16 protein-coding genes, 14 tRNA genes, 4 rRNA genes and 2 riboswitches are annotated in these 24,331 nt (G+C 41.4%); of the genes, 4 read left to right on the forward strand and 30 right to left on the reverse strand.

Annotated features, from left to right (window positions below):
* Positions 1-55: 55 nt before the first annotated feature.
* The 7 genes from BG05_RS02885 to groES form a co-directional block, all read right to left on the reverse strand.
* Positions 56-1,607: ribosomal RNA gene (locus BG05_RS02885) — 16S ribosomal RNA — on the reverse strand.
* Between the two features lie 295 nt (positions 1,608-1,902).
* Positions 1,903-3,408 carry a sensor histidine kinase gene (locus tag BG05_RS02890; RefSeq protein WP_016126477.1) on the reverse strand — a complete coding sequence of 502 codons (1,506 nt, stop codon included), beginning with the start codon at positions 3,406-3,408 and terminating at the stop codon, positions 1,903-1,905.
* Complete coding sequence (locus BG05_RS02895; protein WP_002029454.1) at positions 3,392-4,093, reverse strand: response regulator transcription factor; 702 nt, start codon at positions 4,091-4,093, stop codon at positions 3,392-3,394. The genes BG05_RS02890 and BG05_RS02895 overlap by 17 nt, the downstream gene beginning before the upstream one ends.
* 145 nt (positions 4,094-4,238) lie before the next feature.
* On the reverse strand, positions 4,239-5,564 hold the full coding sequence (locus BG05_RS02900) for an NCS2 family permease (protein ID WP_002091603.1): 1,326 nt from the start codon (positions 5,562-5,564) through the stop codon (positions 4,239-4,241).
* Between the two features lie 127 nt (positions 5,565-5,691).
* Positions 5,692-5,793: riboswitch (purine riboswitch) on the reverse strand.
* A 155-nt stretch (positions 5,794-5,948) separates the two neighbouring features.
* The gene (gene guaA, locus BG05_RS02905; protein WP_122974556.1) at positions 5,949-7,487 is read right to left on the reverse strand and encodes a glutamine-hydrolyzing GMP synthase; all 1,539 of its coding nucleotides are present in this window, start codon (positions 7,485-7,487) and stop codon (positions 5,949-5,951) included.
* 165 nt (positions 7,488-7,652) lie between these two features.
* Positions 7,653-7,754: riboswitch (purine riboswitch) on the reverse strand.
* Positions 7,755-7,893: 139 nt separating this feature from the next.
* Positions 7,894-9,528: a chaperonin GroEL gene (gene groL, locus BG05_RS02910; protein ID WP_002029451.1), complete on the reverse strand. Its 1,635-nt coding sequence runs from the start codon at positions 9,526-9,528 to the stop codon at positions 7,894-7,896.
* A gap of 37 nt (positions 9,529-9,565) precedes the next feature.
* Complete coding sequence (gene groES, locus BG05_RS02915; protein ID WP_002009985.1) at positions 9,566-9,850, reverse strand: co-chaperone GroES; 285 nt, start codon at positions 9,848-9,850, stop codon at positions 9,566-9,568.
* A gap of 402 nt (positions 9,851-10,252) precedes the next feature.
* On the opposite strand from groES, the gene BG05_RS02920 reads away from it, so the two are divergent.
* Both BG05_RS02920 and BG05_RS02925 read left to right on the forward strand, forming a co-directional pair.
* Positions 10,253-11,002: a CPBP family intramembrane glutamic endopeptidase gene (locus BG05_RS02920; RefSeq protein ID WP_002009988.1), complete on the forward strand. Its 750-nt coding sequence runs from the start codon at positions 10,253-10,255 to the stop codon at positions 11,000-11,002.
* Positions 10,999-11,190: a YdiK family protein gene (locus BG05_RS02925; protein ID WP_001246201.1), complete on the forward strand. Its 192-nt coding sequence runs from the start codon at positions 10,999-11,001 to the stop codon at positions 11,188-11,190. The genes BG05_RS02920 and BG05_RS02925 overlap by 4 nt, the downstream gene beginning before the upstream one ends.
* Positions 11,191-11,219: 29 nt before the next feature.
* On the opposite strand, the gene BG05_RS02930 is transcribed toward BG05_RS02925, so the two are convergent.
* Positions 11,220-11,849, reverse strand: a complete 630-nt coding sequence (locus BG05_RS02930; protein WP_000372704.1) for a redox-sensing transcriptional repressor Rex — start codon at positions 11,847-11,849, stop codon at positions 11,220-11,222.
* Between the two features lie 187 nt (positions 11,850-12,036).
* On the opposite strand from BG05_RS02930, the gene BG05_RS02935 reads away from it, so the two are divergent.
* Positions 12,037-13,959: an ABC-F family ATP-binding cassette domain-containing protein gene (locus tag BG05_RS02935; RefSeq protein WP_090835618.1), complete on the forward strand. Its 1,923-nt coding sequence runs from the start codon at positions 12,037-12,039 to the stop codon at positions 13,957-13,959.
* A gap of 413 nt (positions 13,960-14,372) precedes the next feature.
* On the opposite strand, the gene tsaD is transcribed toward BG05_RS02935, so the two are convergent.
* The 22 genes from tsaD to BG05_RS03045 form a co-directional block, all read right to left on the reverse strand.
* A complete protein-coding gene (tsaD, locus tag BG05_RS02940; RefSeq protein ID WP_002009991.1) occupies positions 14,373-15,389 on the reverse strand; it encodes a tRNA (adenosine(37)-N6)-threonylcarbamoyltransferase complex transferase subunit TsaD in 1,017 nt (338 codons plus the stop codon).
* Entirely contained in the window at positions 15,389-15,832 is a 444-nt protein-coding gene (rimI, locus tag BG05_RS02945; RefSeq protein ID WP_002063534.1) for a ribosomal protein S18-alanine N-acetyltransferase, read from the reverse strand. The genes tsaD and rimI overlap by 1 nt, the downstream gene beginning before the upstream one ends.
* A gap of 13 nt (positions 15,833-15,845) precedes the next feature.
* Complete coding sequence (tsaB, locus tag BG05_RS02950) at positions 15,846-16,538, reverse strand: tRNA (adenosine(37)-N6)-threonylcarbamoyltransferase complex dimerization subunit type 1 TsaB (RefSeq protein ID WP_002124827.1); 693 nt, start codon at positions 16,536-16,538, stop codon at positions 15,846-15,848.
* A complete protein-coding gene (gene tsaE, locus BG05_RS02955; protein WP_002009995.1) occupies positions 16,519-16,992 on the reverse strand; it encodes a tRNA (adenosine(37)-N6)-threonylcarbamoyltransferase complex ATPase subunit type 1 TsaE in 474 nt (157 codons plus the stop codon). Before tsaE ends, tsaB begins: the two co-directional genes overlap by 20 nt.
* Before the next feature lie 174 nt (positions 16,993-17,166).
* A tRNA-Asp gene (locus tag BG05_RS02960) sits at positions 17,167-17,242 on the reverse strand.
* Positions 17,243-17,245: 3 nt separating this feature from the next.
* Positions 17,246-17,322 (reverse strand) — tRNA-Met (locus BG05_RS02965).
* 12 nt (positions 17,323-17,334) lie between these two features.
* Positions 17,335-17,450: ribosomal RNA gene (gene rrf, locus BG05_RS02970) — 5S ribosomal RNA — on the reverse strand.
* 102 nt (positions 17,451-17,552) lie between these two features.
* Positions 17,553-20,474 (reverse strand): 23S ribosomal RNA (locus tag BG05_RS02975).
* Positions 20,475-20,620: 146 nt separating this feature from the next.
* Positions 20,621-22,172: ribosomal RNA gene (locus BG05_RS02980) — 16S ribosomal RNA — on the reverse strand.
* The 16S, 23S and 5S rRNA genes sit together here with 14 tRNA genes alongside, the layout of an rRNA operon.
* Positions 22,173-22,248: 76 nt before the next feature.
* Positions 22,249-22,319: transfer RNA gene (locus BG05_RS02985), tRNA-Gly, on the reverse strand.
* 1 nt (position 22,320) lies between these two features.
* Positions 22,321-22,397, reverse strand: a tRNA-Pro gene (locus BG05_RS02990).
* A gap of 3 nt (positions 22,398-22,400) precedes the next feature.
* Positions 22,401-22,477, reverse strand: a tRNA-Arg gene (locus BG05_RS02995).
* 96 nt (positions 22,478-22,573) lie between these two features.
* Positions 22,574-22,656: transfer RNA gene (locus BG05_RS03000), tRNA-Leu, on the reverse strand.
* A gap of 16 nt (positions 22,657-22,672) precedes the next feature.
* Positions 22,673-22,745 (reverse strand) — tRNA-Lys (locus BG05_RS03005).
* Between the two features lie 5 nt (positions 22,746-22,750).
* A tRNA-Gln gene (locus BG05_RS03010) sits at positions 22,751-22,825 on the reverse strand.
* Between the two features lie 87 nt (positions 22,826-22,912).
* A tRNA-Asp gene (locus BG05_RS03015) sits at positions 22,913-22,988 on the reverse strand.
* Between the two features lie 3 nt (positions 22,989-22,991).
* Positions 22,992-23,068: transfer RNA gene (locus tag BG05_RS03020), tRNA-Met, on the reverse strand.
* Between the two features lie 24 nt (positions 23,069-23,092).
* Positions 23,093-23,168: transfer RNA gene (locus BG05_RS03025), tRNA-Val, on the reverse strand.
* A gap of 4 nt (positions 23,169-23,172) precedes the next feature.
* Positions 23,173-23,247: transfer RNA gene (locus BG05_RS03030), tRNA-Glu, on the reverse strand.
* An 8-nt stretch (positions 23,248-23,255) separates the two neighbouring features.
* Positions 23,256-23,346: transfer RNA gene (locus BG05_RS03035), tRNA-Ser, on the reverse strand.
* Positions 23,347-23,349: 3 nt separating this feature from the next.
* A tRNA-Asn gene (locus BG05_RS03040) sits at positions 23,350-23,424 on the reverse strand.
* Between the two features lie 114 nt (positions 23,425-23,538).
* Positions 23,539-23,994 carry a SprT family protein gene (locus BG05_RS03045; protein WP_016095131.1) on the reverse strand — a complete coding sequence of 152 codons (456 nt, stop codon included), beginning with the start codon at positions 23,992-23,994 and terminating at the stop codon, positions 23,539-23,541.
* 210 nt (positions 23,995-24,204) lie between these two features.
* On the opposite strand from BG05_RS03045, the gene cmpA reads away from it, so the two are divergent.
* Positions 24,205-24,321: a cortex morphogenetic protein CmpA gene (gene cmpA / locus BG05_RS30480; RefSeq protein ID WP_001143642.1), complete on the forward strand. Its 117-nt coding sequence runs from the start codon at positions 24,205-24,207 to the stop codon at positions 24,319-24,321.
* The last annotated feature ends 10 nt before the right edge of the window (positions 24,322-24,331 follow it).

Here is a 24,331-nt window from a genome sequence, read left to right on the forward strand (position 1 = left end):
CGAAACAAAACAAGTCAACGTTTATTGATGAACTGCGTTCATCAATTCTCCATAGAAAGGAGGTGATCCAGCCGCACCTTCCGATACGGCTACCTTGTTACGACTTCACCCCAATCATCTGTCCCACCTTAGGCGGCTGGCTCCATAAAGGTTACCCCACCGACTTCGGGTGTTACAAACTCTCGTGGTGTGACGGGCGGTGTGTACAAGGCCCGGGAACGTATTCACCGCGGCATGCTGATCCGCGATTACTAGCGATTCCAGCTTCATGTAGGCGAGTTGCAGCCTACAATCCGAACTGAGAACGGTTTTATGAGATTAGCTCCACCTCGCGGTCTTGCAGCTCTTTGTACCGTCCATTGTAGCACGTGTGTAGCCCAGGTCATAAGGGGCATGATGATTTGACGTCATCCCCACCTTCCTCCGGTTTGTCACCGGCAGTCACCTTAGAGTGCCCAACTTAATGATGGCAACTAAGATCAAGGGTTGCGCTCGTTGCGGGACTTAACCCAACATCTCACGACACGAGCTGACGACAACCATGCACCACCTGTCACTCTGCTCCCGAAGGAGAAGCTCTATCTCTAGAGTTTTCAGAGGATGTCAAGACCTGGTAAGGTTCTTCGCGTTGCTTCGAATTAAACCACATGCTCCACCGCTTGTGCGGGCCCCCGTCAATTCCTTTGAGTTTCAGCCTTGCGGCCGTACTCCCCAGGCGGAGTGCTTAATGCGTTAACTTCAGCACTAAAGGGCGGAAACCCTCTAACACTTAGCACTCATCGTTTACGGCGTGGACTACCAGGGTATCTAATCCTGTTTGCTCCCCACGCTTTCGCGCCTCAGTGTCAGTTACAGACCAGAAAGTCGCCTTCGCCACTGGTGTTCCTCCATATCTCTACGCATTTCACCGCTACACATGGAATTCCACTTTCCTCTTCTGCACTCAAGTCTCCCAGTTTCCAATGACCCTCCACGGTTGAGCCGTGGGCTTTCACATCAGACTTAAGAAACCACCTGCGCGCGCTTTACGCCCAATAATTCCGGATAACGCTTGCCACCTACGTATTACCGCGGCTGCTGGCACGTAGTTAGCCGTGGCTTTCTGGTTAGGTACCGTCAAGGTGCCAGCTTATTCAACTAGCACTTGTTCTTCCCTAACAACAGAGTTTTACGACCCGAAAGCCTTCATCACTCACGCGGCGTTGCTCCGTCAGACTTTCGTCCATTGCGGAAGATTCCCTACTGCTGCCTCCCGTAGGAGTCTGGGCCGTGTCTCAGTCCCAGTGTGGCCGATCACCCTCTCAGGTCGGCTACGCATCGTCGCCTTGGTGAGCCGTTACCTCACCAACTAGCTAATGCGACGCGGGTCCATCCATAAGTGACAGCCGAAGCCGCCTTTCAATTTCGAACTATGCAGTTCAAAATATTATCCGGTATTAGCCCCGGTTTCCCGGAGTTATCCCAGTCTTATGGGTAGGTTACCCACGTGTTACTCACCCGTCCGCCGCTAACTTCATAAGAGCAAGCTCTTAATCCATTCGCTCGACTTGCATGTATTAGGCACGCCGCCAGCGTTCATCCTGAGCCAGGATCAAACTCTCCAATAAAGTTAGTTTGTCTAGCATCTAAAAATAAAAATTGACGTTCACGTTGTTTGTTTCGTTCAGTTTTCAAAGAACTTGTCTGTCGCTCATTTGCGACTCCCTTATGTTAACATTTTCATATTTCAATGTCAACCAAGTTTTTTTATTTCTTTTGTCGCTTTCTGCGTTGTTGCTATCGGCGACTTGTTCTATATTACACCTCTAAACTCTAATCGTCAATATGTTTTTCTAAAAAAATATAAAAAGGCTTATCCCTTTTAAAATAAGCCTTTTTATCCTATAACATTCTATTCATTTATTATTTTTCTATAATTGGTAATGAAACGATGAACTGAACGATCCCGTCCTCATACTCAGCTCGAATACTACCACCTTGCAACTCAACAATACTTTTCGCAATAGCTAATCCGAGCCCCGAACCTTCTGTTACTCTACTTCTAGATTGATCTTTCTTATAAAACCGTTCAAACAAGTTCCCTAACTCTTCTCTCGTAAACTCTTCACTATGATTCGCAATAACAATTTGTATATTCCTGCGCTGCCTTTGAAGAGAAACTTTTATCTCTCCGTCATCTTTACTATACTTAATTGCATTCATTAGTAAGTTGTCGAATACACGGACCATCTTTTCCGAATCAATCATCGCATATGCACGTTCCTCAGGAAACTTCTTAACAAACATAAGGCCATGCTCTTCCGCTTGTGGTACTAACTCTTCTATTAATTGATCAAGTAACTCATTTACACACACTTCCTGTTTTTCTAATACAACTTGTTCATTCGTTAACTTCGTATACTCAAATAAATCTTCTATTAAATTCTTTAACTGCTCCGACTTTGCAAAAGCAATTCTCGTATACTCATCATGTTGTTCTTTATTTTCATATTTAGAATCTCGAAGTAATCGCAAGTAACCCATTATAGAAGTCAGTGGTGTACGTAAATCGTGTGATACATTCGTAATAAGCTCATTCTTTTGCTTCTCTAATTTACGTTCCTTTTCTATATTATTCATAAGCTCTTCCGCCATATTATTAATATTCTCAGTTAAAGACGCAATCTCATCTTCACCTTTTTTCTCAATACGGTACGCTAAGTTTCCTTTTTCTATTTCCTTTACACCTTGTGCCATCGCTTCAATTTGCTTCATCTTTCTCTTTGTTATATAGAAGAAAGAGAAAATAAATACAAGTACACCTATGAAAAACGGAAACGGTCCTTCTTGCGTATCATATATTACTTCACCTTCTGGAATCCCACTAACAAACATGTATAAATTCTTATCTTCTATTGTAATAGGTGCAAAAGCTATAAATTCTTTTCTCGTACTTTCAAATTCTTTTCTACCATTCATATAATTAATCGCAAACGATGATGCATTACGAATTGTATTATGCAAATCAATTTGCTCTTCTTGCGCCTGCTTCGTTTTATATAAAACTTTACCGCTCTCGTCAGTGACCAATACTTTTAAAGCTCTAGAGTTTTGTTCTAAATTTTGATTCTCTATTTCAATCATAGTTGATATAGCTTCTAATTTATTTTCATGAACTGAACTACTTGCCACGCTTTGAGCTTGTTGATTAATTTGTTCCATACCAACCCGATAATCGATCGTCGCCTCTCGATTCGCATTCTCAAAAAACGGTGCTGCTGCCTTCGCTGACAAAATCCCTAACAACGCACAAGCAGTAAACGCAGTAATAAGTTGAATTCGTATACTCCGTTTCACACTCTTCACTATCTTTCCAATTAATTCTCGAATTTTCCTAACATAAGTAAATGGATTAAATATCTTTTTCAATCTTATACCCCACTCCCCATACTGTTTTTATATATATTGGCTTCCTTGGATTCTCCTCAATCTTTTCACGCACTTTCCGAATATGAACCATTACCGTGTTATCCGACTGGAAAGATCTTTCGTTCCAAACCTTTTCATAAATTTGTTCCGCACTAAAGACCATCCCCGGATTACGGACTAGTAATTCTAAAATTGAAAATTCCCTCGGGGTCAGTTTCACTTCTTCTCCATCCACAATGACTGTATGAGTGGAGATGTTTATTTTCATCTCTCCAATTTCTAACTCGTCCTCATTTTGAATAGCAAAGCCATTCATTTTCATATAACGACGTAGCTGCGATTTAATTCTTGCGATTAACTCTAACGGGTTAAACGGTTTTGCTACATAATCATCTGCACCTGTTGTTAATCCTAAAATTTTATCCATATCTTGCGTTTTTGCCGAAAGCATAATAATCGGCATTTCCTTCGCTTCCCTTACTTTCATACACATATGAATACCATCTACTTTCGGCATCATAATATCTAATACGACTAAGTGCACTTCATTTTCTTCTAATATACGTAACCCTTCTTCTCCGTCCCCTGCTTGCAGTACTTTATATCCTTCGTTCTTTAAATAAATTGTAATAAGGTTCCTAATTTCTTTTTCATCATCTACGACAAGTATCGTTTCCCCGGCCATACTATCTCCCCCATCACTTTTTTAATCCCTAACTTCTATTATAAGAAAACTTCTGAAGAAAAACGCTCGGAAATCCTTAAGATTTTCTGAAGACGCAAAAAAGGTCTAGACTCCCCTCAAGTCTAGACCTTTCAAAAAACCCCTTTTATTTACGAACGTAGATGAAATATAGTACGAATAAAACTCCCATAACATACATAATTGGATGAATCTCTTTACGACGACCACTCACAACCATTGTAATTGGATAGAAGATAAACCCGATTGCAATTCCTGTTGCGATACTATACGTAAGTGGCATTGAAATGATAGTAAAGAACGCTGGCACTGCAATCTCAAATTTCTTCCAATCAATTTCTCCTAAAGATGAAACCATCAAGATTCCTACAATAATTAATGCTGGCGCTGTTACAGCTGGTGTCACAACACTTAATAGCGGCGAGAAGAATAGTGCCAGTAAGAAGAACCCTGCTGTTACAACCGCTGTAAATCCAGAACGTCCTCCTGCTGCTACCCCCGCAGACGATTCAATGTAAGACGTTGTTGTTGATGTACCTAAAATCGCACCAATTACAGTTGCAATCGCATCTGCAAATAACGCTTTACCTGCACGTGGTAATTTATTGTTCTTCATTAATCCCGCTTGATTCGCAACCGCTACAAGCGTACCTGCTGTATCAAAGAAATCGATAAAGAAGAACGTTATAATAACAATCGCCATTTCAACAGTGAAAATGTCTCCAAAGTGAGTTAATGCTACCCCGAACGTTGGTTCTAGACTCGGTATTGCTCCCACTACAGCTTTTGGTGTATCAATTAATCCAGTCGCTACTCCTAAGATCGCCGTAAGGATCATACCGTAGAAAACTGCACCATTTATTTTTTTAATCATGAAAATGATTGTAGTAACAACTCCGAAGATTGCTAGTAACGTTGTGCCCTTTGTTAAGTCCCCCAACCCAACAAGAACAGCATCATTCTTTACGATAATTCCAGCGTTTTGGAATCCAAGGAAGGCAATGAATAATCCAATACCCGCCGCTACTGCAAACTTTAACTCTACTGGAATTGCATTAATGATTTTTTCACGAATACCTGAAGCAGTAAGAATAATAAAGATAATACCTGACATTAATGTTCCAGCAATTGCCGTTTGCCACGGAATTCCCATCGTTAACACCGCTGTATAAGCAAAGAACGCGTTTATTCCCATACCTGGCGCTAAAGCAATCGGATACTTCGCAAATATCCCCATAATTAACGAACCAATCGCCGCTGCTAATGCTGTAGCAACGAATACTGCACCTGGATCCATTCCTGTACCTGCCGGTAATCCTTTAACATTTCCAAGCGACAGCGTAGCAGGATTGACAAATAGTACGTAAGCCATAGATAGAAATGTCGTTAAACCTGCTATGAACTCTGTTTTATAATTTGTGCCGAGTTCATCAAACTGAAAATAGCGTTTCATCTTACGTTTCCCCCGTTATATGATTACTCGCCGTATTTCCCCTAGCCCTCTTTTATCTATAAAAATAAAAAAGGCTTCCATTGCATATACATGGAAGCGTTCTATGAATAAAGACAAGTTTCCCCTCATCTTTATCAAAACGCCTCGTAGTCAAGCCATTTACGGTAGCTAGGTAGAAACTTTCGGGCCATATCCCCGATATTATACGACGGCATAATATTCACTTTTCGTTTGAATTACATACTCATATTAACTCGACGAGGTGGTTTTGTCAATTTAAAAACGAACATTTTTATAAATTTTTATATTTTCGTTCGTATTAAGGGTGAAAACAAAAAGATCCATCTATACATGAACGATAGATGGATCTTTTTTATTACAATACTATTCCCACTCAATAGTTGCTGGTGGCTTACTTGTTATATCATACACGATACGGTTAACGTGTTTTACTTCGTTTACGATACGTACAGAGATTTTCTCTAATACGTCCCAAGGGATACGTGCCCAGTCAGCTGTCATACCATCGATAGATGTTACTGCACGGATACCTACTGTGTAATCGTAAGTACGCTCGTCACCCATAACACCTACGCTACGCATACCAGGAAGCGCAGTGAAGTATTGCCAAACTTCGCGGTCTAATCCTGCTTTTATAATTTCTTCACGTAAAATTGCATCAGATTCACGAACGATTTCTAATTTCTCTTCTGTAATTTCACCTAATACACGAATACCAAGACCAGGGCCTGGGAATGGTTGACGCCATACGATTTCATCAGGAATTCCTAGTTCTGATCCTAATACACGTACTTCGTCTTTAAATAAAGTATTTAAAGGCTCAATTAATTTGAACTGCATGTCTTCTGGAAGTCCACCAACGTTATGGTGAGATTTAATTGTTTGTGCAGTTGCTGTACCACTTTCAACGATATCCGTGTAAAGTGTACCTTGCGCTAGGAAGTCCATTCCTTGTAATTTAGAAGCTTCATCATCAAATACGTAAATGAATTCATTACCAATGATTTTACGTTTTTGCTCTGGATCTTCTACACCTTTTAACTTGTTCATGAAGCGCTCTTGTGCATCCACTTTAATAACGTTCATATGGAAGCCTTCGCTAAATGTTTTCATAACACCTTCTGCTTCATCTTTACGAAGTAAACCGTGGTCCACGAAAATACATGTTAATTGGTCACCAATCGCTTTATGAATTAATACTGCTACAACAGAAGAGTCTACACCGCCACTAAGTGCGCATAATACTTTTTTGTCTCCAACAGTTTCACGGATCTTCTCTAATTCTACTTCTATAAAGTTCTCCATGTTCCATCCTTCAGAACAACCACATACGCCGAATACGAAGTTTTTAATTAAATCGTTACCGTGCTCAGAGTGACGTACTTCTGGGTGGAATTGTACACCGTATAAGTTTTCCGCTTCATTGCTCATACCAGCAATTGGACAAGACTCACTTGTTGCATCTACTACGAATCCTTCAGGTAAACCAGTTACTAAGTCACCATGGCTCATCCATACAACTTGCTCTTCTGGAAGGTTCGCATATAATTTTGATTCGTTCTCTACTTTAAGAACAGCTTTTCCATACTCACGGTGGTTGGCACGTTCTACTTTACCACCAAAGTGTTGCGTCATAAGCTGCATACCGTAACAAATACCGAAAATCGGTAATCCTAGTTCAAAGATTTTTTCATCACAATGTAATGCACCTTCACCGTATACACTATTTGGTCCACCAGAGAAGATAATCCCTTTTGGATTCATTGCTTTAATTTCTTCTGCAGTAATTGTATGTGGATGAAGTTCACTGTATACACCGAACTCACGAATTCGACGTGCTATTAACTGATTGTACTGACTCCCAAAATCTAAAACGATAATTGTATCATGCTGCTTCTTCAAAATAATCACCCCAACGTTAGTTCTCGTATATAAATATTTTCACCAATTTGGCGAAAAGCATTACTAATATAATAAAAAAAGCCAGTCCTCCGCCTCTAGTCTCATGACAAAGAAAAGGCAGGGGTCTGGCTTTATAAAGAAAGATAGTCTTCCGCTCTTTATAAATATAAGACGCACTGCCTTCATAGTCAGGTTGTTTACGGTAACCCGGTAGAGACTCTCAAACCATATCATCGAGGATATATGAAGGATTGTTTTATATTATCTTCCTAGATTCTAACAATGAAGTATCAGTATGGTCAAGAGAGAAAGCGACAAAATTCTACAGAAATTATTTTCCTGCGCTCAAAAACATAAAAAAACATCCACTTCTATATAGAAGTGGATGTTTTTCGGGAGAACGGAATTACATCATTCCGCCCATACCGCCCATGCCCATGCCGCCCATGTCAGGCATTGCTGGTGCATTTGGTTCTGGCTTGTCAGCAACTACAGCTTCAGTCGTTAAGAACATAGCTGCAACAGATGCTGCGTTTTGAAGTGCAGAACGAGTTACTTTAGCTGGATCTACGATACCAGACTCAAGCATGTTAACCCATTCGCCAGTAGCTGCGTTGAAACCAACGCCTACTTTTTCGCCTTTTAGACGCTCTACAACTACAGATCCTTCTAGACCAGCGTTGATTGCGATTTGACGAACTGGCTCTTCTAGTGCACGAAGTACGATGTTGATACCTGTTGCTTCGTCGCCTTCAGCTACGATAGAAGCTACTTTTGTGTATACGTTCATAAGTGAAGTACCACCACCTGCAACAATACCTTCTTCTACTGCTGCACGAGTTGAGTTAAGTGCATCTTCAATGCGAAGTTTGCGCTCTTTTAACTCAGTTTCAGTTGCTGCACCTACTTTAATTACTGCTACACCGCCCGCAAGTTTAGCAAGACGCTCTTGTAATTTTTCACGATCGAATTCAGAAGTAGTTTCTTCTAATTGCGCGCGGATTTGACCGATGCGAGCTTCGATTTGTTGTGAATTTCCAATACCTTCAACTACAGTTGTATTTTCTTTCGTTACAACAATTTTACCAGCACGTCCTAAAGATTCAACTGTAGCAGATTTTAAGTCACGTCCTAATTCTTCAGTGATTACTTCGCCACCAGTTAAGATTGCGATATCTTCTAGCATTGCTTTACGACGGTCACCAAATCCAGGAGCTTTAACAGCAACTACATTGAATGTACCACGAAGTTTGTTCACTACTAATGTAGCTAACGCTTCGCCTTCTACATCTTCAGCAATGATAAGAAGTGGTTTACCTTGTTGTACCACTTGCTCTAATACTGGTAAGATTTCTTGGATGTTAGAAATCTTTTTGTCAGTAATTAAAATGTATGGGTTATCAAGAACTGCTTCCATTTTGTCAGAATCAGTAATCATGTAAGGAGATGCATATCCACGATCAAATTGCATACCTTCTACTACGTCTAATTCTGTTGTGAATCCTTTAGATTCTTCTAAAGTAATAACGCCGTCGTTACCAACGCGCTCCATTGCTTCAGCGATTAATTGACCTACTTCTTCGTCAGCCGAAGAAATAGCAGCTACTTGTGCGATAGAAGATTTACCTTCGATTGGTTTAGAAATCGCTTTTAATTCTTCAATTGCAGCAGTAACAGCTTTTTCGATACCTTTACGAAGACCCATTGGGTTTGCACCAGCTGTTACGTTTTTAAGACCTTCACGAATCATAGCTTGCGCTAATACAGTTGCAGTTGTCGTTCCGTCACCAGCTACATCGTTTGTTTTGCTAGCAACTTCTGCTACTAATTTCGCACCCATGTTTTCGAATGCATCTTCTAATTCGATTTCTTTTGCGATTGTTACACCGTCATTTGTAATAAGTGGTGAACCGAATTTTTTCTCAAGTACAACGTTACGACCTTTTGGTCCAAGCGTTACTTTTACTGCGTTTGCAAGAGTGTCGACACCGCGAAGCATCGAACGACGTGCTTCTTCACTAAATTTAATATCTTTTGCCATAATAATTGACCCCCTTGGATTTTTAAAATGTATATAATTAACCGATAATTGCTAAAATGTCACTTTCACGTAAAATCAAGTAGTCTGTACCTTCGTATTTCACTTCAGTACCTGCATATTTTGAGAAGATGATAAGATCACCTGCTGCTACCTCTAAAGCAACACGCTCACCATTTTCAAGCACTCGGCCTGTACCTACTGCAATAACTTTACCCTCTTGTGGTTTTTCTTTTGCAGTTTCTGGTAATACAATACCACTTGCTGTTTTTTCTTCTGCTTGAACAAGTTCAATTACAACGCGATCACCTAATGGCTTTAGCATGAACAATAACCTCCTCATTTTGTTATGTAAATTTTATTTATTAGCACTCAAGTCACACGAGTGCTAACACACTTCTAATAATAAATAATCTCAATTTCTTTTGCAAGTAAAAAAATCATAATTTTTTCGCAAATTACTTTATGCACTTTCCTAGATATCATTACTTCTTCTACTGCCTTTACTATATGAATCGTTGTTCCCACTTCTTGTATGTTACAATATGAAAGACACCCTAAGTTGTTTTCGCTAAACGTACAACTTTTTCCTGTCTCCTATTTTATTTTCAAATACTTATTTACAAAAAAAATATAATTCAAATGAAAGTTTATATCGTAGGTAGCATATTTACATGTTATCCTACCTTATCTCATACACTAGCGTTAGAAAGGATGGTTAAACCATTTGAAAAAACAATATTGGTGGATTATCGTTACATACATTTTAATGCAGTTATCAGGCATTGCCGGGTTACCGCTTCTCCTGAAAACTGGACTATACGATAATAGGGGATTTACTAGAGAGGAAAAACTTCAACTCATAACTGGTCATTGGGCTATCATTAGCTTTTTCATTGCATTATGCGTTGTACTTTGGTTACTCAGAACAGACATTCGTGACAGGCATTTAGATAAAATGCGCTCTACTGTTCCAGCTACAATTGGGTGGATTTTTATTGGTTTCTTCTTAGCGCTGTTCTCACAAAGCATTGCCGGTATGATCGAAATGCGTTTATTAGGGATTACACCGGGATCTGAAAATACAGCAAGACTTATGGACATCGCAAGAACGACACCTTGGTTCCTTATTGTCATATCTATAATAGGACCTATTTTGGAAGAAATCGTATTTAGAAAAATTTTATTCGGTACACTTTATAAGAAGTTTAACTTCTTTATTGCCGCTATTATTAGTTCACTTGTATTCGCGGCGATTCATTTTGATTTTACTCACTTATTGGTATACACTTCTATGGGGCTCGTATTCGCCTTTTTATACGTAAAAACGAAACGAATTATAGTTCCTATTGCAGCTCATGTTGCAATGAATACATTAGTTGCAGTTGCTCAAGTTGTAGTAAGCAATGAGCAAATTCAAGAAATGATTAAAGAAGCTGAAAAAATGCAAGGCTTTATCGGAGGATTTTTAGTATGAGAAACTCACCATTGTTCATGGCTGCATTGTACTTTCTTCTTGGATGTATCTTTACACGCTTCGCCATTACGAACGTAACAGATACAATCTGGAATATGTGGACAATACTATTTGCAGTTATGGCAACAATTGATTTTAATTTGGCACTTCGCCTTATCTTAGTTAAATTCACAAAGAAAAAACAATAATAAAACGCAGAGGTCATCTCCTCTGCGTTTTATTGTGGATAATTCTTCAAAAAGTAAACAAGAGTTTGTAACTCTACAGCTAAATCAATGTGATGAATCCTTATATTCTCTGACACATTTAAGCGTGCTGGTGTGAAATTTAAAATACCATGCACGTTCGTTTCTGCCAATCTATCTGCCACAGATTGCGCTACTGTAGCGGGTACCGTTAATATTGCCACTTGTATATCAGTTGATAAACGTTCTTCTAGTTCATCCAAATGATATACAGGAATGCCTCCGATTTCTGTTCCAACTTTCTCTTCACTAACATCAAACGCCATTTCAATTTTTGTATTATTGTTTTTCGTGAAATTATAATGTAAGAAAGCGGTCCCTAAATTACCTACTCCAATAAGTGCCACGCGTGTTATATCATCTTGGTCGAGTGTTTCACGGAAAAATGATAATAAATAATTTACGTTATATCCATATCCTTTTTTCCCTAACGCTCCAAAATATGAAAAATCTCTTCGAATAGTTGCGGAATCAACCTTTACCGCTTCACTCAATTCGGCTGATGAAACACGTTGCTTACCAGAAAGAGATAAGTTTTGGATAAATCGATAGTATAGAGGCAATCGTTTGGCAGTGGCCTGTGGAATTTTTTGCTGATCCATATAACCTCTCCTCTCTTCCTATCTTTATTCTTATACTTGAATCAAATACAGAAGTTTAGTACTCATGAATTTCCTTGTATAATAAAGAGAAGAAGTATTCTCTCTTTATTTTAAACTATACACTATTTTTAGTATGATTGAGAAATATAAACATGGCAAAGTTAAGAAATTATTTGAGGTGAAAACATTGATATTATTACAAGTGAATGGGCTTTCGAAATTATACGGTGCAGAAACGATTCTTGCAAACATAAAATTGGAAGTACAAACAAAAGATCGTATCGCATTAGTCGGACGAAATGGAGCTGGAAAATCTACATTATTAAAAATAATAGCTGGCGAGTTATCTCATGATGGTGGTGAAATTATAAAACCAAAAGATGTCTCAATGGGGTATTTAGCTCAAAATACCGGATTAGAAACGTCTTTAACAATTTGGGATGAAATGTTAACCGTCTTTACACACTTGCAGCAGATGGAGACAAAACTTCGAAGGCTAGAGCAAGAGATGGGAAAAGAAGAAAATTTTTCAAATGCGGCTATATATGAGAAATTATTAGCTGATTATGACCAATTACAATTAGATTATAAAGATCAAGGCGGCTATCAGTACGAAGCGGATATACGCTCAATTTTAAGCGGTCTTGGCTTCCCAGTTGAAACGCATCAGACGAAAATTTCCACATTAAGTGGTGGACAAAAGACTCGATTAGCTCTTGGGAAATTATTATTAACTAGACCAGACTTACTTATTTTAGACGAACCTACAAACCATTTGGACATCGAGACACTAACATGGCTTGAACAATATTTACAAGGCTATCCTGGCGCGATTTTAATCGTTTCCCATGACCGTTATTTCTTAGATAAACTCGTTACACAAGTATACGAAATTTCTAATAAGGAAAGCCGACGATTTGTTGGTAACTACAGTAAATATTTAGACTCAAAATCAGCTCTATACGAGCAAGAAATGAAGCGTTATGAAAAACAACAAGATGAAATTTCTAAACTGGAAGACTTTGTACAAAAAAATATAGCTCGTGCATCTACGACAAAACGCGCTCAAAGTCGCCGTAAACAATTAGACAGAATGGAAGTATTAACTAGACCATTAGGCGATTCTAAATCAGCTTCCTTCCACTTCGATATTGAAAAACAAAGTGGAAATGATGTTTTACAAGTGAAAGATGCAACTATTGGCTATTATCAGGAACCGATTATTGAACATGTAAATATGCGCTTAACTCGCGGTGACAGTGTTGCCTTAGTTGGGCCAAACGGAATTGGAAAATCTACATTATTAAAATCCATTGTGAATAAGTTACAGCTATTACATGGAAACGTTGCTTTCGGGTCAAACGTATCTGTTGGTTATTATGATCAAGAACAAGCCAACTTAACATCTTCGAAGCGAGTTTTAAATGAATTATGGGATGAATATCCATTGCAGCCCGAAAAAGAAATTCGCACTATACTAGGCAACTTTTTATTCACAGGGGATGATGTACTCAAACCAGTATCTTCTCTTAGTGGTGGACAAAAGGCTCGACTAGCTCTTGCAAAACTTATGATGCAAAAATCCAATTTATTAATTCTCGATGAGCCAACAAACCATCTTGATTTAAATAGTAAAGAGATTTTGGAGAATGCTTTAATTGATTACCCAGGTACTCTTCTATTCGTCTCTCATGACCGCTACTTTATTAATCGCGTAACGACAACCGTTGTTGAGTTATCAACAGAAGGTGCACAAGAATATTTAGGTGATTACGATTATTACGTTGAAAAGAAAAATGAAATGATTGAACGTGCGGAACTAGAGCAAGAAGATGAAGTACCTGTTCAAAAAGTGGTGGCACAAGAAAAATTAAATTATCTCGAAGAAAAAGAACGTAAACAGTTAGAGCGTCAACGTACTCGAAAAATTGAAGAACTGGAACAAAATATCGTAGGCTTAGAAGAAGAAATTGCTACGTTAGAAGACCAACTTTGCTTACCAGAAATATATGCAGATTATGAAAAGGCTAGTGAAATTACAACTAAAAAACAAACACTGCAAGAACAGCTTGAAGCTTGTATGGCAGAATGGGAAGAACTGCATATATAAGAGAATTTAAAAGAGGAGGATGTCTCATAAGTCGGGCTTTTTGACGAGATGACCTCCTTTTTATTTTCTGTTTTGGAATCAATACCATAATAAATGAAATTATACAAACCATTCGACAAGGATTGACAATAGTAGCACCTTATATAATAAGAGGAGGATGTTTCAAAATGTTTTTTGGACATCTCTTTGTTTTTTATTTCCCAAAAAAGAATTTCTTCAAAGGTCAGACTTCCTCTATGTTATCCACAAGGTTATACACATATCCACCTTTATAATATAAACTTTCAAATAACTTTTCCACATTATCCACAACTAGATAAAAAGTTATACACATTTTATGTACACAAAAAAACCCAAATTATCAACAGATAATTCGGGTTTTATCCACAGGCTGTGGTTAATTTTGTGTATAACTATGCTTCAATATCTAATCCTGGATTTGCATTTAAAGCTAATGTAGCGCGTTTTCCTTGTTCGTATGCAATTGTACCTGCAGCCGCAATCATCGCTGCATTATCTGTGCATAAAGATAGAGGAGGAATAATTAGCTCTATATTTTCTTTTTGTGCAAATTCTGCTGCTAAACGTGCACGAAGCCCTTTATTAGCAGCTACTCCACCAGCAAGAAGCACTTGTTTTACATTATAAGCATCTGCTGCACGAGACGCTTTCGTTACAAGTACATCTATTACACTTTCTTGGAAACTTGCTGCTAAATCTTCTGGTGCAATTTCTATACCGCGCTGTTTTGCGTTATGCACAGTGTTGATAACTGCTGATTTCAATCCACTAAAGCTGAAATCATACGAATCAGGTTCTAGCCACGCACGAGGCAAATCAATTGTTGGTTTTCCTTCATGCGCAAGGCGATCAATATGAGGACCACCTGGATAAGGCATTGATAATGTACGAGCTACTTTATCGTAAGCTTCTCCTGCCGCATCATCTCGCGTTTCACCAATCACTTCAAATGAACCATGTTCTTTCATATAAACAAGCTCCGTATGTCCACCGGATACAACAAGCGATAGTAACGGGAATTGTACTTCTTTTACTAAACGATTCGCATAAATATGACCAGCAATATGATGAACACCAACTAGAGGGATATCATGAGCAAAAGCCACAGCTTTCGCTGCATTTACACCTATTAAAAGTGCTCCGACTAAACCTGGTCCTTCTGTTACAGCAATTGCATCAATATCCTCAAAAGTGATATTCGCTTCTTTTAAAGCTTCTTCTAACACAACTGTGATTTCTTCTACATGATGACGGGATGCAATCTCTGGTACAACTCCGCCAAAACGCTTATGACTTTCAATTTGCGATGCAACGACATTCGCAATGATTTCCGTTCCATTTTTAACAACTGCTACAGCTGTTTCATCACAGCTTGTTTCAATACCAAGTATAATCGTATTTTTTTCCATTATATATTCACCCACATTACAAGACCATCTTCCTGATTGTCTGCATAGTATCGTTTACGAATCCCACCATTTTGAAATCCGTATTTTCTGTATAACTGCTTTGCTACTTCATTTGACATGCGTACTTCAAGTGTCATTGTTTTTACTCCTAAACCTTTCGCTTCGGAAATGACTTCTTTTAATAAGGCATCCCCTAGCTTTTGACCTCTGTATTCCGGCAGGATAGCTATATTTGTTACATGTGATTCATCAATAATTATCCACAATCCACAATATCCAATTACGAGACCATCTTTTTCTAGCACGACATAATGTGCATGTTCATTCACCTCTAATTCACGGTGAAAGGCATCTGCAGTCCAAGGGGTTGAAAAAGATGCTTCTTCAATAGCTACAATTTGAGCAATATCATCGAGTGCCATCTTTCTAAATATCATATCCATCTTCTGTAGGCCCCTATTGTTTTTGACTTTCTAACCATTTTGTTTCAGCTTCAGCTAAACGAAGATAGCTAGGAACAAACGTATGCACGTCTTGTTCTTCTTTTTGTAATCCTAAAAATGCTAATTCACTTGGTCTTGGGTTATTCTTAGTGAACGGAGCAAATACAGCTTGATCACCTAAATATTCTACAATTGTTTCTTTATGCAATTTAACATCGTTACCAATAAATAAAACAGGCTGTTCTTTATCTTTTAACATTTGCAACCAGTCAACAATAAGAATAATTCGGTCTTCTTCTATTGAAGTTATACGCTCTCCTTCATATGTATATAACCCCGTGTAAATTTGACCACGTCGGCCATCAAATAAAGGACAAATTAGTCCATTAAAATTAGTACCATTTGCAGCCACCACTTCCAAACTTGATACACCTACAATTGGTATTTGAAGTGACCAAGCTAATGTTTTTGCCGCTGTCACACCTATACGAACACCTGTATATGATCCCGGTCCAGCTGCTACAACAATTTTAGTCAATTCTTTCGGTTTTACACCGCATTCTTTTAACAGTTTCTCTACAGCTGGCATAAGACGTACAGAATGGTTTTTTGTTAAATTTGTAATGATTTCCCCAATCACGTTCCCTTCCTCAATAAGGGATACACCCATTACGTAATTTGAAGTATCAATTGCTAGTACTTTCATCTTGTAATAGCTCCTCACATAATCTAATATAGCGATCTCCAATTGGCTCGAGTACAATTTTTCTTGTATCATCTCCAGCATGGAATAAACTAATTTGCAACTTCTCATTCGGTAAATATGCTTCTATTAAATGAGCCCATTCTACTACTGTAATCCCTTCACCATAGAAATACTCATCAAATCCTAAATCTTCTTCACTTTCCGCTAAACGATACACATCCATATGATATAGCGGTAATCTTCCTTTATATTCTTTAATAATATTGAAGGTAGGACTATTTACGACTCTTTTCACTCCAAGACCTTTTGCTAGTCCTTTTGTAAAAGTCGTCTTGCCAGCTCCAAGATCACCTTCTAAAATAATTACATCTTTTTCCTTTACAAGTCTCCCTAATTTTTCTGATAATCGCTGGGTTTCTTCGGAAGATTTTGTTGTTATTTCATATTTACTCACAGACTTCACCTACTTTACTCACAATGTTCTCTGCTCTTTATTATACAGGTTTTAAATATATAAAAAAGTCCTTAGGAGTTTTCCTAAGGATAGTTTGACTGTCTTTATTAGTTTTTTGTTAAAACAAATAAAAAAATACGAAACAACTTGTTTCGTTCTTTTCTTTATATAAAATGGCGGTCCCGACCGGGGTCGAACCGGCGATCTCCTGCGTGACAGGCAGGCATGTTAACCACTACACCACGGGACCATTTGGTTGCGGGGACAGGATTTGAACCTGCGACCTTCGGGTTATGAGCCCGACGAGCTACCGTACTGCTCCACCCCGCGATGATATAAATAGCCTGGCAACGTCCTACTCTCACAGGGACAAGGTCCCAACTACCATCGGCGCTAGAGAGCTTAACTTCCGTGTTCGGTATGGGAACGGGTGTGACCTCTCTGCCATCATTACCAGACTATATTCATTTAAGACAAGAATCATCATAACTCATTCGACATTTAAAGTCAATAAGTTTTTTATATTCTCTCAAAACTAGATAACATTAGCTTCATATTATATGGTTAAGTCCTCGATCTATTAGTATTCGTCAGCTCCACATGTCACCATGCTTCCACCTCGAACCTATCAACCTGATCATCTTTCAGGGATCTTACTAGCTTACGCTATGGGAAATCTCATCTTGAGGGGGGCTTCATGCTTAGATGCTTTCAGCACTTATCCCTTCCGCACATAGCTACCCAGCTATGCCCTTGGCAGAACAACTGGTACACCAGCGGTGCGTCCATCCCGGTCCTCTCGTACTAAGGACAGCTCCTCTCAAATTTCCTGCGCCCACGACGGATAGGGACCGAACTGTCTCACGACGTTCTGAACCCAGCTCGCGTACCGCTTTAATGGGCGAACAGCCCAACCCTTGGGACCGACTACAGCCCCAGGATGCGATGAGCCGACATCGAGGTGCCAAACCTCCCCGTCGATGTGGACTCTTGGGGGAGATAAGCCTGTTATCCCCGGGGTAGCTTTTATCCGTTGAGCGATGGCCCTTCCATGCGGAACCACCGGATCACTAAGCCCGACTTTCGTCCCTGCTCGACTTGTAGGTCTCGCAGTCAAGCTCCCTTATGCCTTTGCACTCTACGAATGATTTCCAACCATTCTGAGGGAACCTTTGGGCGCCTCCGTTACACTTTAGGAGGCGACCGCCCCAGTCAAACTGCCCACCTGACACTGTCTCCCGGGTCGATAAGACCCGTAGGTTAGAATTTCAATACAGTCAGGGCGGTATCCCACCAGCGCCTCCACCGAAGCTAGCGCTCCGGTTTCAATGGCTCCCGCCTATCCTGTACAAACTGTACCAAAATTCAATATCAGGCTACAGTAAAGCTCCACGGGGTCTTTCCGTCCTGTCGCGGGTAACCTGCATCTTCACAGGTACTATAATTTCACCGAGTCTCTGGTTGAGACAGTGCCCAAATCGTTACACCTTTCGTGCGGGTCGGAACTTACCCGACAAGGAATTTCGCTACCTTAGGACCGTTATAGTTACGGCCGCCGTTTACTGGGGCTTCAGTTCAGAGCTTCGCTTACGCTAACCCCTCTCCTTAACCTTCCAGCACCGGGCAGGTGTCAGCCCCTATACTTCGCCTTACGGCTTCGCAGAGACCTGTGTTTTTGCTAAACAGTCGCTTGGGCCTATTCACTGCGGCTTTCCGTTAAGAAAGCACCCCTTCTCCCGAAGTTACGGGGTCATTTTGCCGAGTTCCTTAACCAGAGTTCTCTCGCACACCTTAGGATTCTCTCCTCGCCTACCTGTGTCGGTTTGCGGTACAGGCACCTTTTATCTCGCTAGAAGCTTTTCTTGGCAGCGGGGAATCAAAGACTTCGCTCCATAAGGAGCTTCCCCATCACAGCTCAGCCTTCACGATAAGCGGATTTGCCTACTTATCAGCCTAACTGCTTGGACGTGCACAACCAATCGCACGCTTCTTCTATCCTTCTGCGTCCCTCCATTGCTCAAACGATAAAGAGGTGGTACAGGAATATCAACCTGTTGTCCATCGCCTACGCCTGTCGGCCTCGGCTTAGGTCCTGACTAACCCTGAGCGGACGAGCCTTCCTCAGGAAACCTTAGGCATTCGGTGGACGGGATTCTCACCCGTCTTTCGCTACTCATACCGGCATTCTCACTTCTAAGCGCTCCACCAGTCCTTCCGGTCTGACTTCACTGCACTTAGAACGCTCCCCTACCACTGATACCATTGGTATCAATTCGCAGCTTCGGTGGTGTATTTAGCCCCGGTACATTTTCGGCGCAGAGTCACTCGACTAGTGAGCTATTACGCACTCTTTAAATGGTGGCTGCTTCTGAGCCAACATCCTAGTTGTCTAAGCAACTCCACATCCTTTTCCACTTAATACACACTTTGGGACCTTAGCTGGCGATCTGGGCTGTTTCCCTCTTGACTACGGATCTTATCACTCGCAGTCTGACTCCTAAGGATAAGTCATTGGCATTCGGAGTTTGACTGAATTCGGTAATCCGATGAGGACCCCTAGTTCAATCAGTGCTCTACCTCCAAGACTCTTACACTTAAGGCTAGCCCTAAAGCTATTTCGGGGAGAACCAGCTATCTCCAGGTTCGATTGGAATTTCTCCGCTACCCACACCTCATCCCCGCACTTTTCAACGTGCGTGGGTTCGGGCCTCCATTCAGTGTTACCTGAACTTCACCCTGGACATGGGTAGATCACCTGGTTTCGGGTCTACGACCACGTACTAAACGCCCTATTCAGACTCGCTTTCGCTGCGGCTCCGCCTCTTCAGCTTAACCTCGCACGGGATCGTAACTCGCCGGTTCATTCTACAAAAGGCACGCCATCACCCATTAACGGGCTCTGACTATTTGTAGGCACACGGTTTCAGGATCTCTTTCACTCCCCTTCCGGGGTGCTTTTCACCTTTCCCTCACGGTACTGGTTCACTATCGATCACTAGGGAGTATTTAGCCTTGGGAGATGGTCCTCCCAGATTCCGACGGAATTTCACGTGTTCCGCCGTACTCAGGATACATTCAAGAGAGAACGAAGTTTCGACTACGGGGTTGTTACCCTCTGTGACGGACCTTTCCAGGTCGCTTCGTCTACCTCGTTCCTTTGTAACTCCGTATAGAATGTCCTACAACCCCAAGAGGCAAGCCTCTTGGTTTGGGCTAGATTCCGTTTCGCTCGCCGCTACTCAGGAAATCGCATTTGCTTTCTCTTCCTCCAGGTACTTAGATGTTTCAGTTCCCTGGGTCTGTCTTCCATACCCTATGTATTCAGGTAAGGATACCATACCATTACGTATAGTGGGTTTCCCCATTCGGAAATCTTCGGATCAAAGCTTACTTACAGCTCCCCGAAGCATATCGGCGTTAGTCCCGTCCTTCATCGACTCCTAGTGTCAAGGCATCCACCGTGCGCCCTTTCTAACTTAACCAAACTAAAATTAAAAAAATATGAGCTACACTGTTATCTAGTTTTCAAAGAACATACATTTAAACTTGAGAGATAGTTCTCTCAAAACTGAACGAAACAAAACAAGTCAACGTTTATTGATGAACTGCGTTCATCAATTCTCCATAGAAAGGAGGTGATCCAGCCGCACCTTCCGATACGGCTACCTTGTTACGACTTCACCCCAATCATCTGTCCCACCTTAGGCGGCTGGCTCCATAAAGGTTACCCCACCGACTTCGGGTGTTACAAACTCTCGTGGTGTGACGGGCGGTGTGTACAAGGCCCGGGAACGTATTCACCGCGGCATGCTGATCCGCGATTACTAGCGATTCCAGCTTCATGTAGGCGAGTTGCAGCCTACAATCCGAACTGAGAACGGTTTTATGAGATTAGCTCCACCTCGCGGTCTTGCAGCTCTTTGTACCGTCCATTGTAGCACGTGTGTAGCCCAGGTCATAAGGGGCATGATGATTTGACGTCATCCCCACCTTCCTCCGGTTTGTCACCGGCAGTCACCTTAGAGTGCCCAACTTAATGATGGCAACTAAGATCAAGGGTTGCGCTCGTTGCGGGACTTAACCCAACATCTCACGACACGAGCTGACGACAACCATGCACCACCTGTCACTCTGCTCCCGAAGGAGAAGCTCTATCTCTAGAGTTTTCAGAGGATGTCAAGACCTGGTAAGGTTCTTCGCGTTGCTTCGAATTAAACCACATGCTCCACCGCTTGTGCGGGCCCCCGTCAATTCCTTTGAGTTTCAGCCTTGCGGCCGTACTCCCCAGGCGGAGTGCTTAATGCGTTAACTTCAGCACTAAAGGGCGGAAACCCTCTAACACTTAGCACTCATCGTTTACGGCGTGGACTACCAGGGTATCTAATCCTGTTTGCTCCCCACGCTTTCGCGCCTCAGTGTCAGTTACAGACCAGAAAGTCGCCTTCGCCACTGGTGTTCCTCCATATCTCTACGCATTTCACCGCTACACATGGAATTCCACTTTCCTCTTCTGCACTCAAGTCTCCCAGTTTCCAATGACCCTCCACGGTTGAGCCGTGGGCTTTCACATCAGACTTAAGAAACCACCTGCGCGCGCTTTACGCCCAATAATTCCGGATAACGCTTGCCACCTACGTATTACCGCGGCTGCTGGCACGTAGTTAGCCGTGGCTTTCTGGTTAGGTACCGTCAAGGTGCCAGCTTATTCAACTAGCACTTGTTCTTCCCTAACAACAGAGTTTTACGACCCGAAAGCCTTCATCACTCACGCGGCGTTGCTCCGTCAGACTTTCGTCCATTGCGGAAGATTCCCTACTGCTGCCTCCCGTAGGAGTCTGGGCCGTGTCTCAGTCCCAGTGTGGCCGATCACCCTCTCAGGTCGGCTACGCATCGTCGCCTTGGTGAGCCGTTACCTCACCAACTAGCTAATGCGACGCGGGTCCATCCATAAGTGACAGCCGAAGCCGCCTTTCAATTTTGAACTATGCAGTTCAAAATATTATCCGGTATTAGCCCCGGTTTCCCGGAGTTATCCCAGTCTTATGGGTAGGTTACCCACGTGTTACTCACCCGTCCGCCGCTAACTTCATAAGAGCAAGCTCTTAATCCATTCGCTCGACTTGCATGTATTAGGCACGCCGCCAGCGTTCATCCTGAGCCAGGATCAAACTCTCCAATAAAGTTAGTTTGTCTAGCATCTAAAAATAAAAATTGACGTTCACGTTGTTTGTTTCGTTCAGTTTTCAAAGAACTAAAAGCGGGTGAAGAGAATCGAACTCTCGACCAGAGCTTGGAAGGCTCTTGTTTTACCACTAAACTACACCCGCGTGGTCGGGAAGACAGGATTTGAACCTGCGACCCCCTGGTCCCAAACCAGGTGCTCTACCAAGCTGAGCCACTTCCCGTTATGGCGCGCCCGAGAGGAGTCGAACCCCTAACCTCTTGATCCGTAGTCAAACGCTCTATCCAATTGAGCTACGGGCGCTTATTCATGATGTTTTTTCGTCGTTGTATTTTGGCGACTCAATTATCTTACCATACTACATTTTCAAATGCAAGTACTTTTTAAAAGATTTTTTGATGCGGCCGAGAGGACTTGAACCTCCACGGGGTTTCCCCCACTAGGCCCTCAACCTAGCGCGTCTGCCGTTCCGCCACGACCGCGCGGAAAAAACAAAAGTGAGCCATGAAGGATTCGAACCTTCGACCCTCTGATTAAAAGTCAGATGCTCTACCAACTGAGCTAATGGCTCGTAAATGGCTGGGCTAGCTGGATTCGAACCAGCGCATGACGGAGTCAAAGTCCGTTGCCTTACCGCTTGGCTATAGCCCATCGAAATAGTTATCTTCTTTTCAAAGACAAATGTTATTTTACCATAATGTCCAATAAAAAACAACTGCTATATAGCAGAAGTTAAAATGGCGGTCCCGACCGGGGTCGAACCGGCGATCTCCTGCGTGACAGGCAGGCATGTTAACCACTACACCACGGGACCATTTGGTTGCGGGGACAGGATTTGAACCTGCGACCTTCGGGTTATGAGCCCGACGAGCTACCGTACTGCTCCACCCCGCGATAATATTATTTATATAATTTATATGGTGGAGGATGACGGGATCGAACCGCCGACCCCCTGCTTGTAAGGCAGGTGCTCTCCCAGCTGAGCTAATCCTCCGAAGTGGTGACCCGTACGGGATTCGAACCCGTGTTACCGCCGTGAAAGGGCGGTGTCTTAACCACTTGACCAACGGGCCAATATGTATGGCAGAGAAGAAGGGATTCGAACCCTCGCACCGCGTTAGCGATCTACTCCCTTAGCAGGGGAGCCCCTTGAGCCACTTGGGTACTTCTCTGTATGGCTCCGCAGGTAGGACTCGAACCTACGACCGATCGGTTAACAGCCGATAGCTCTACCACTGAGCTACTGCGGAATAATGAAGACAATTTGTATCTTATAAAAATTCTCATCGTAAGTCAAGAAGTTTTTTCACAACATCTTGCGCAAACGTGACATGTTTATAATATACTGGATTGCGTTTTCACTGTCAAGATGTTTTCACTACCAGTTTTAGTTGTCCTTTACACTTTCCACATACATACCTTTGTGTATTTATTTGACGTCTTCTTACATATTGAAAAGAACACCCCATACATTCATACATAGAAACTCTCGTTTCCTCCTCACTAATCATTCGTTTACAAAAACGTGGTGCACCTACTTTCTTTAATAACTCCCGAAAATCTCTATCTCGATGCTTATACCCTTTTCCTGTGATATGTAAGTGATAATGACAAAGTTCATGTTTAACAATCCCGACTAACTCTTCTTTTCCATATACTTCGTAATATCGATAATTCAATTCTATATTATGATTCTTCAATAGATAGCGCCCACCAGTTGTACGTAACCTACTATTAAACATCGCTTTATGTAAAAACGGCATTCCAAAGCATTGTAACGATACCTCTTCCACTAACCGCTGAATTTCTTGCTCATCCATTCTCATTCCTCCTAAACTAAAAAATATTTCCACACTTTTCTCCCTTCTTATACATATAGTAAATAGTACATATACCCATCCTCATTCAAGAAGCGTGATTTCTAAAAATGCAGCATTGCTAGAAATCCACTCACCAACCTCTCATCAAAGTTACTTTAACTAAAAGGAGCTACTTTTTTTGAGAGCAGGATTAAACAAGGAGGGATTCCTATGCCCACGTGGCTAAAGAAACAAATGCAACGTGCATATTTCGAGAAAAACCGGTATCAAATCAAGTTACTAAATGAATGCTGGTTTTATTATAGTAAAATACATCAAAGCTCATAATCAATTAAAC

Origin of the sequence: Bacillus mycoides (assembly GCF_000832605.1) — a bacterium.
Taxonomy (GTDB): Bacteria; Bacillota; Bacilli; order Bacillales; family Bacillaceae_G; genus Bacillus_A; species Bacillus_A mycoides.

Bases quoted from the DNA above. Each gene is read 5' to 3' on its own strand.
- BG05_RS02895 (WP_002029454.1), bottom strand. From the start codon at position 4,093: ATGGCCGGGGAAACGATACTTGTCGTAGATGATGAAAAAGAAATTAGG.
- BG05_RS02900 (WP_002091603.1), bottom strand. From the start codon at position 5,564: ATGAAACGCTATTTTCAGTTTGATGAACTCGGCACAAATTATAAAACA.
- groL (WP_002029451.1), bottom strand. From the start codon at position 9,528: ATGGCAAAAGATATTAAATTTAGTGAAGAAGCACGTCGTTCGATGCTT.
- groES (WP_002009985.1), bottom strand. From the start codon at position 9,850: ATGCTAAAGCCATTAGGTGATCGCGTTGTAATTGAACTTGTTCAAGCA.
- BG05_RS02925 (WP_001246201.1), top strand. From the start codon at position 10,999: ATGAGAAACTCACCATTGTTCATGGCTGCATTGTACTTTCTTCTTGGA.
- BG05_RS02930 (WP_000372704.1), bottom strand. From the start codon at position 11,849: ATGGATCAGCAAAAAATTCCACAGGCCACTGCCAAACGATTGCCTCTA.
- tsaD (WP_002009991.1), bottom strand. From the start codon at position 15,389: ATGGAAAAAAATACGATTATACTTGGTATTGAAACAAGCTGTGATGAA.
- rimI (WP_002063534.1), bottom strand. From the start codon at position 15,832: ATGGATATGATATTTAGAAAGATGGCACTCGATGATATTGCTCAAATT.
- tsaB (WP_002124827.1), bottom strand. From the start codon at position 16,538: ATGAAAGTACTAGCAATTGATACTTCAAATTACGTAATGGGTGTATCC.
- BG05_RS03045 (WP_016095131.1), bottom strand. From the start codon at position 23,994: ATGGATGAGCAAGAAATTCAGCGGTTAGTGGAAGAGGTATCGTTACAA.
- cmpA (WP_001143642.1), top strand. From the start codon at position 24,205: ATGCCCACGTGGCTAAAGAAACAAATGCAACGTGCATATTTCGAGAAA.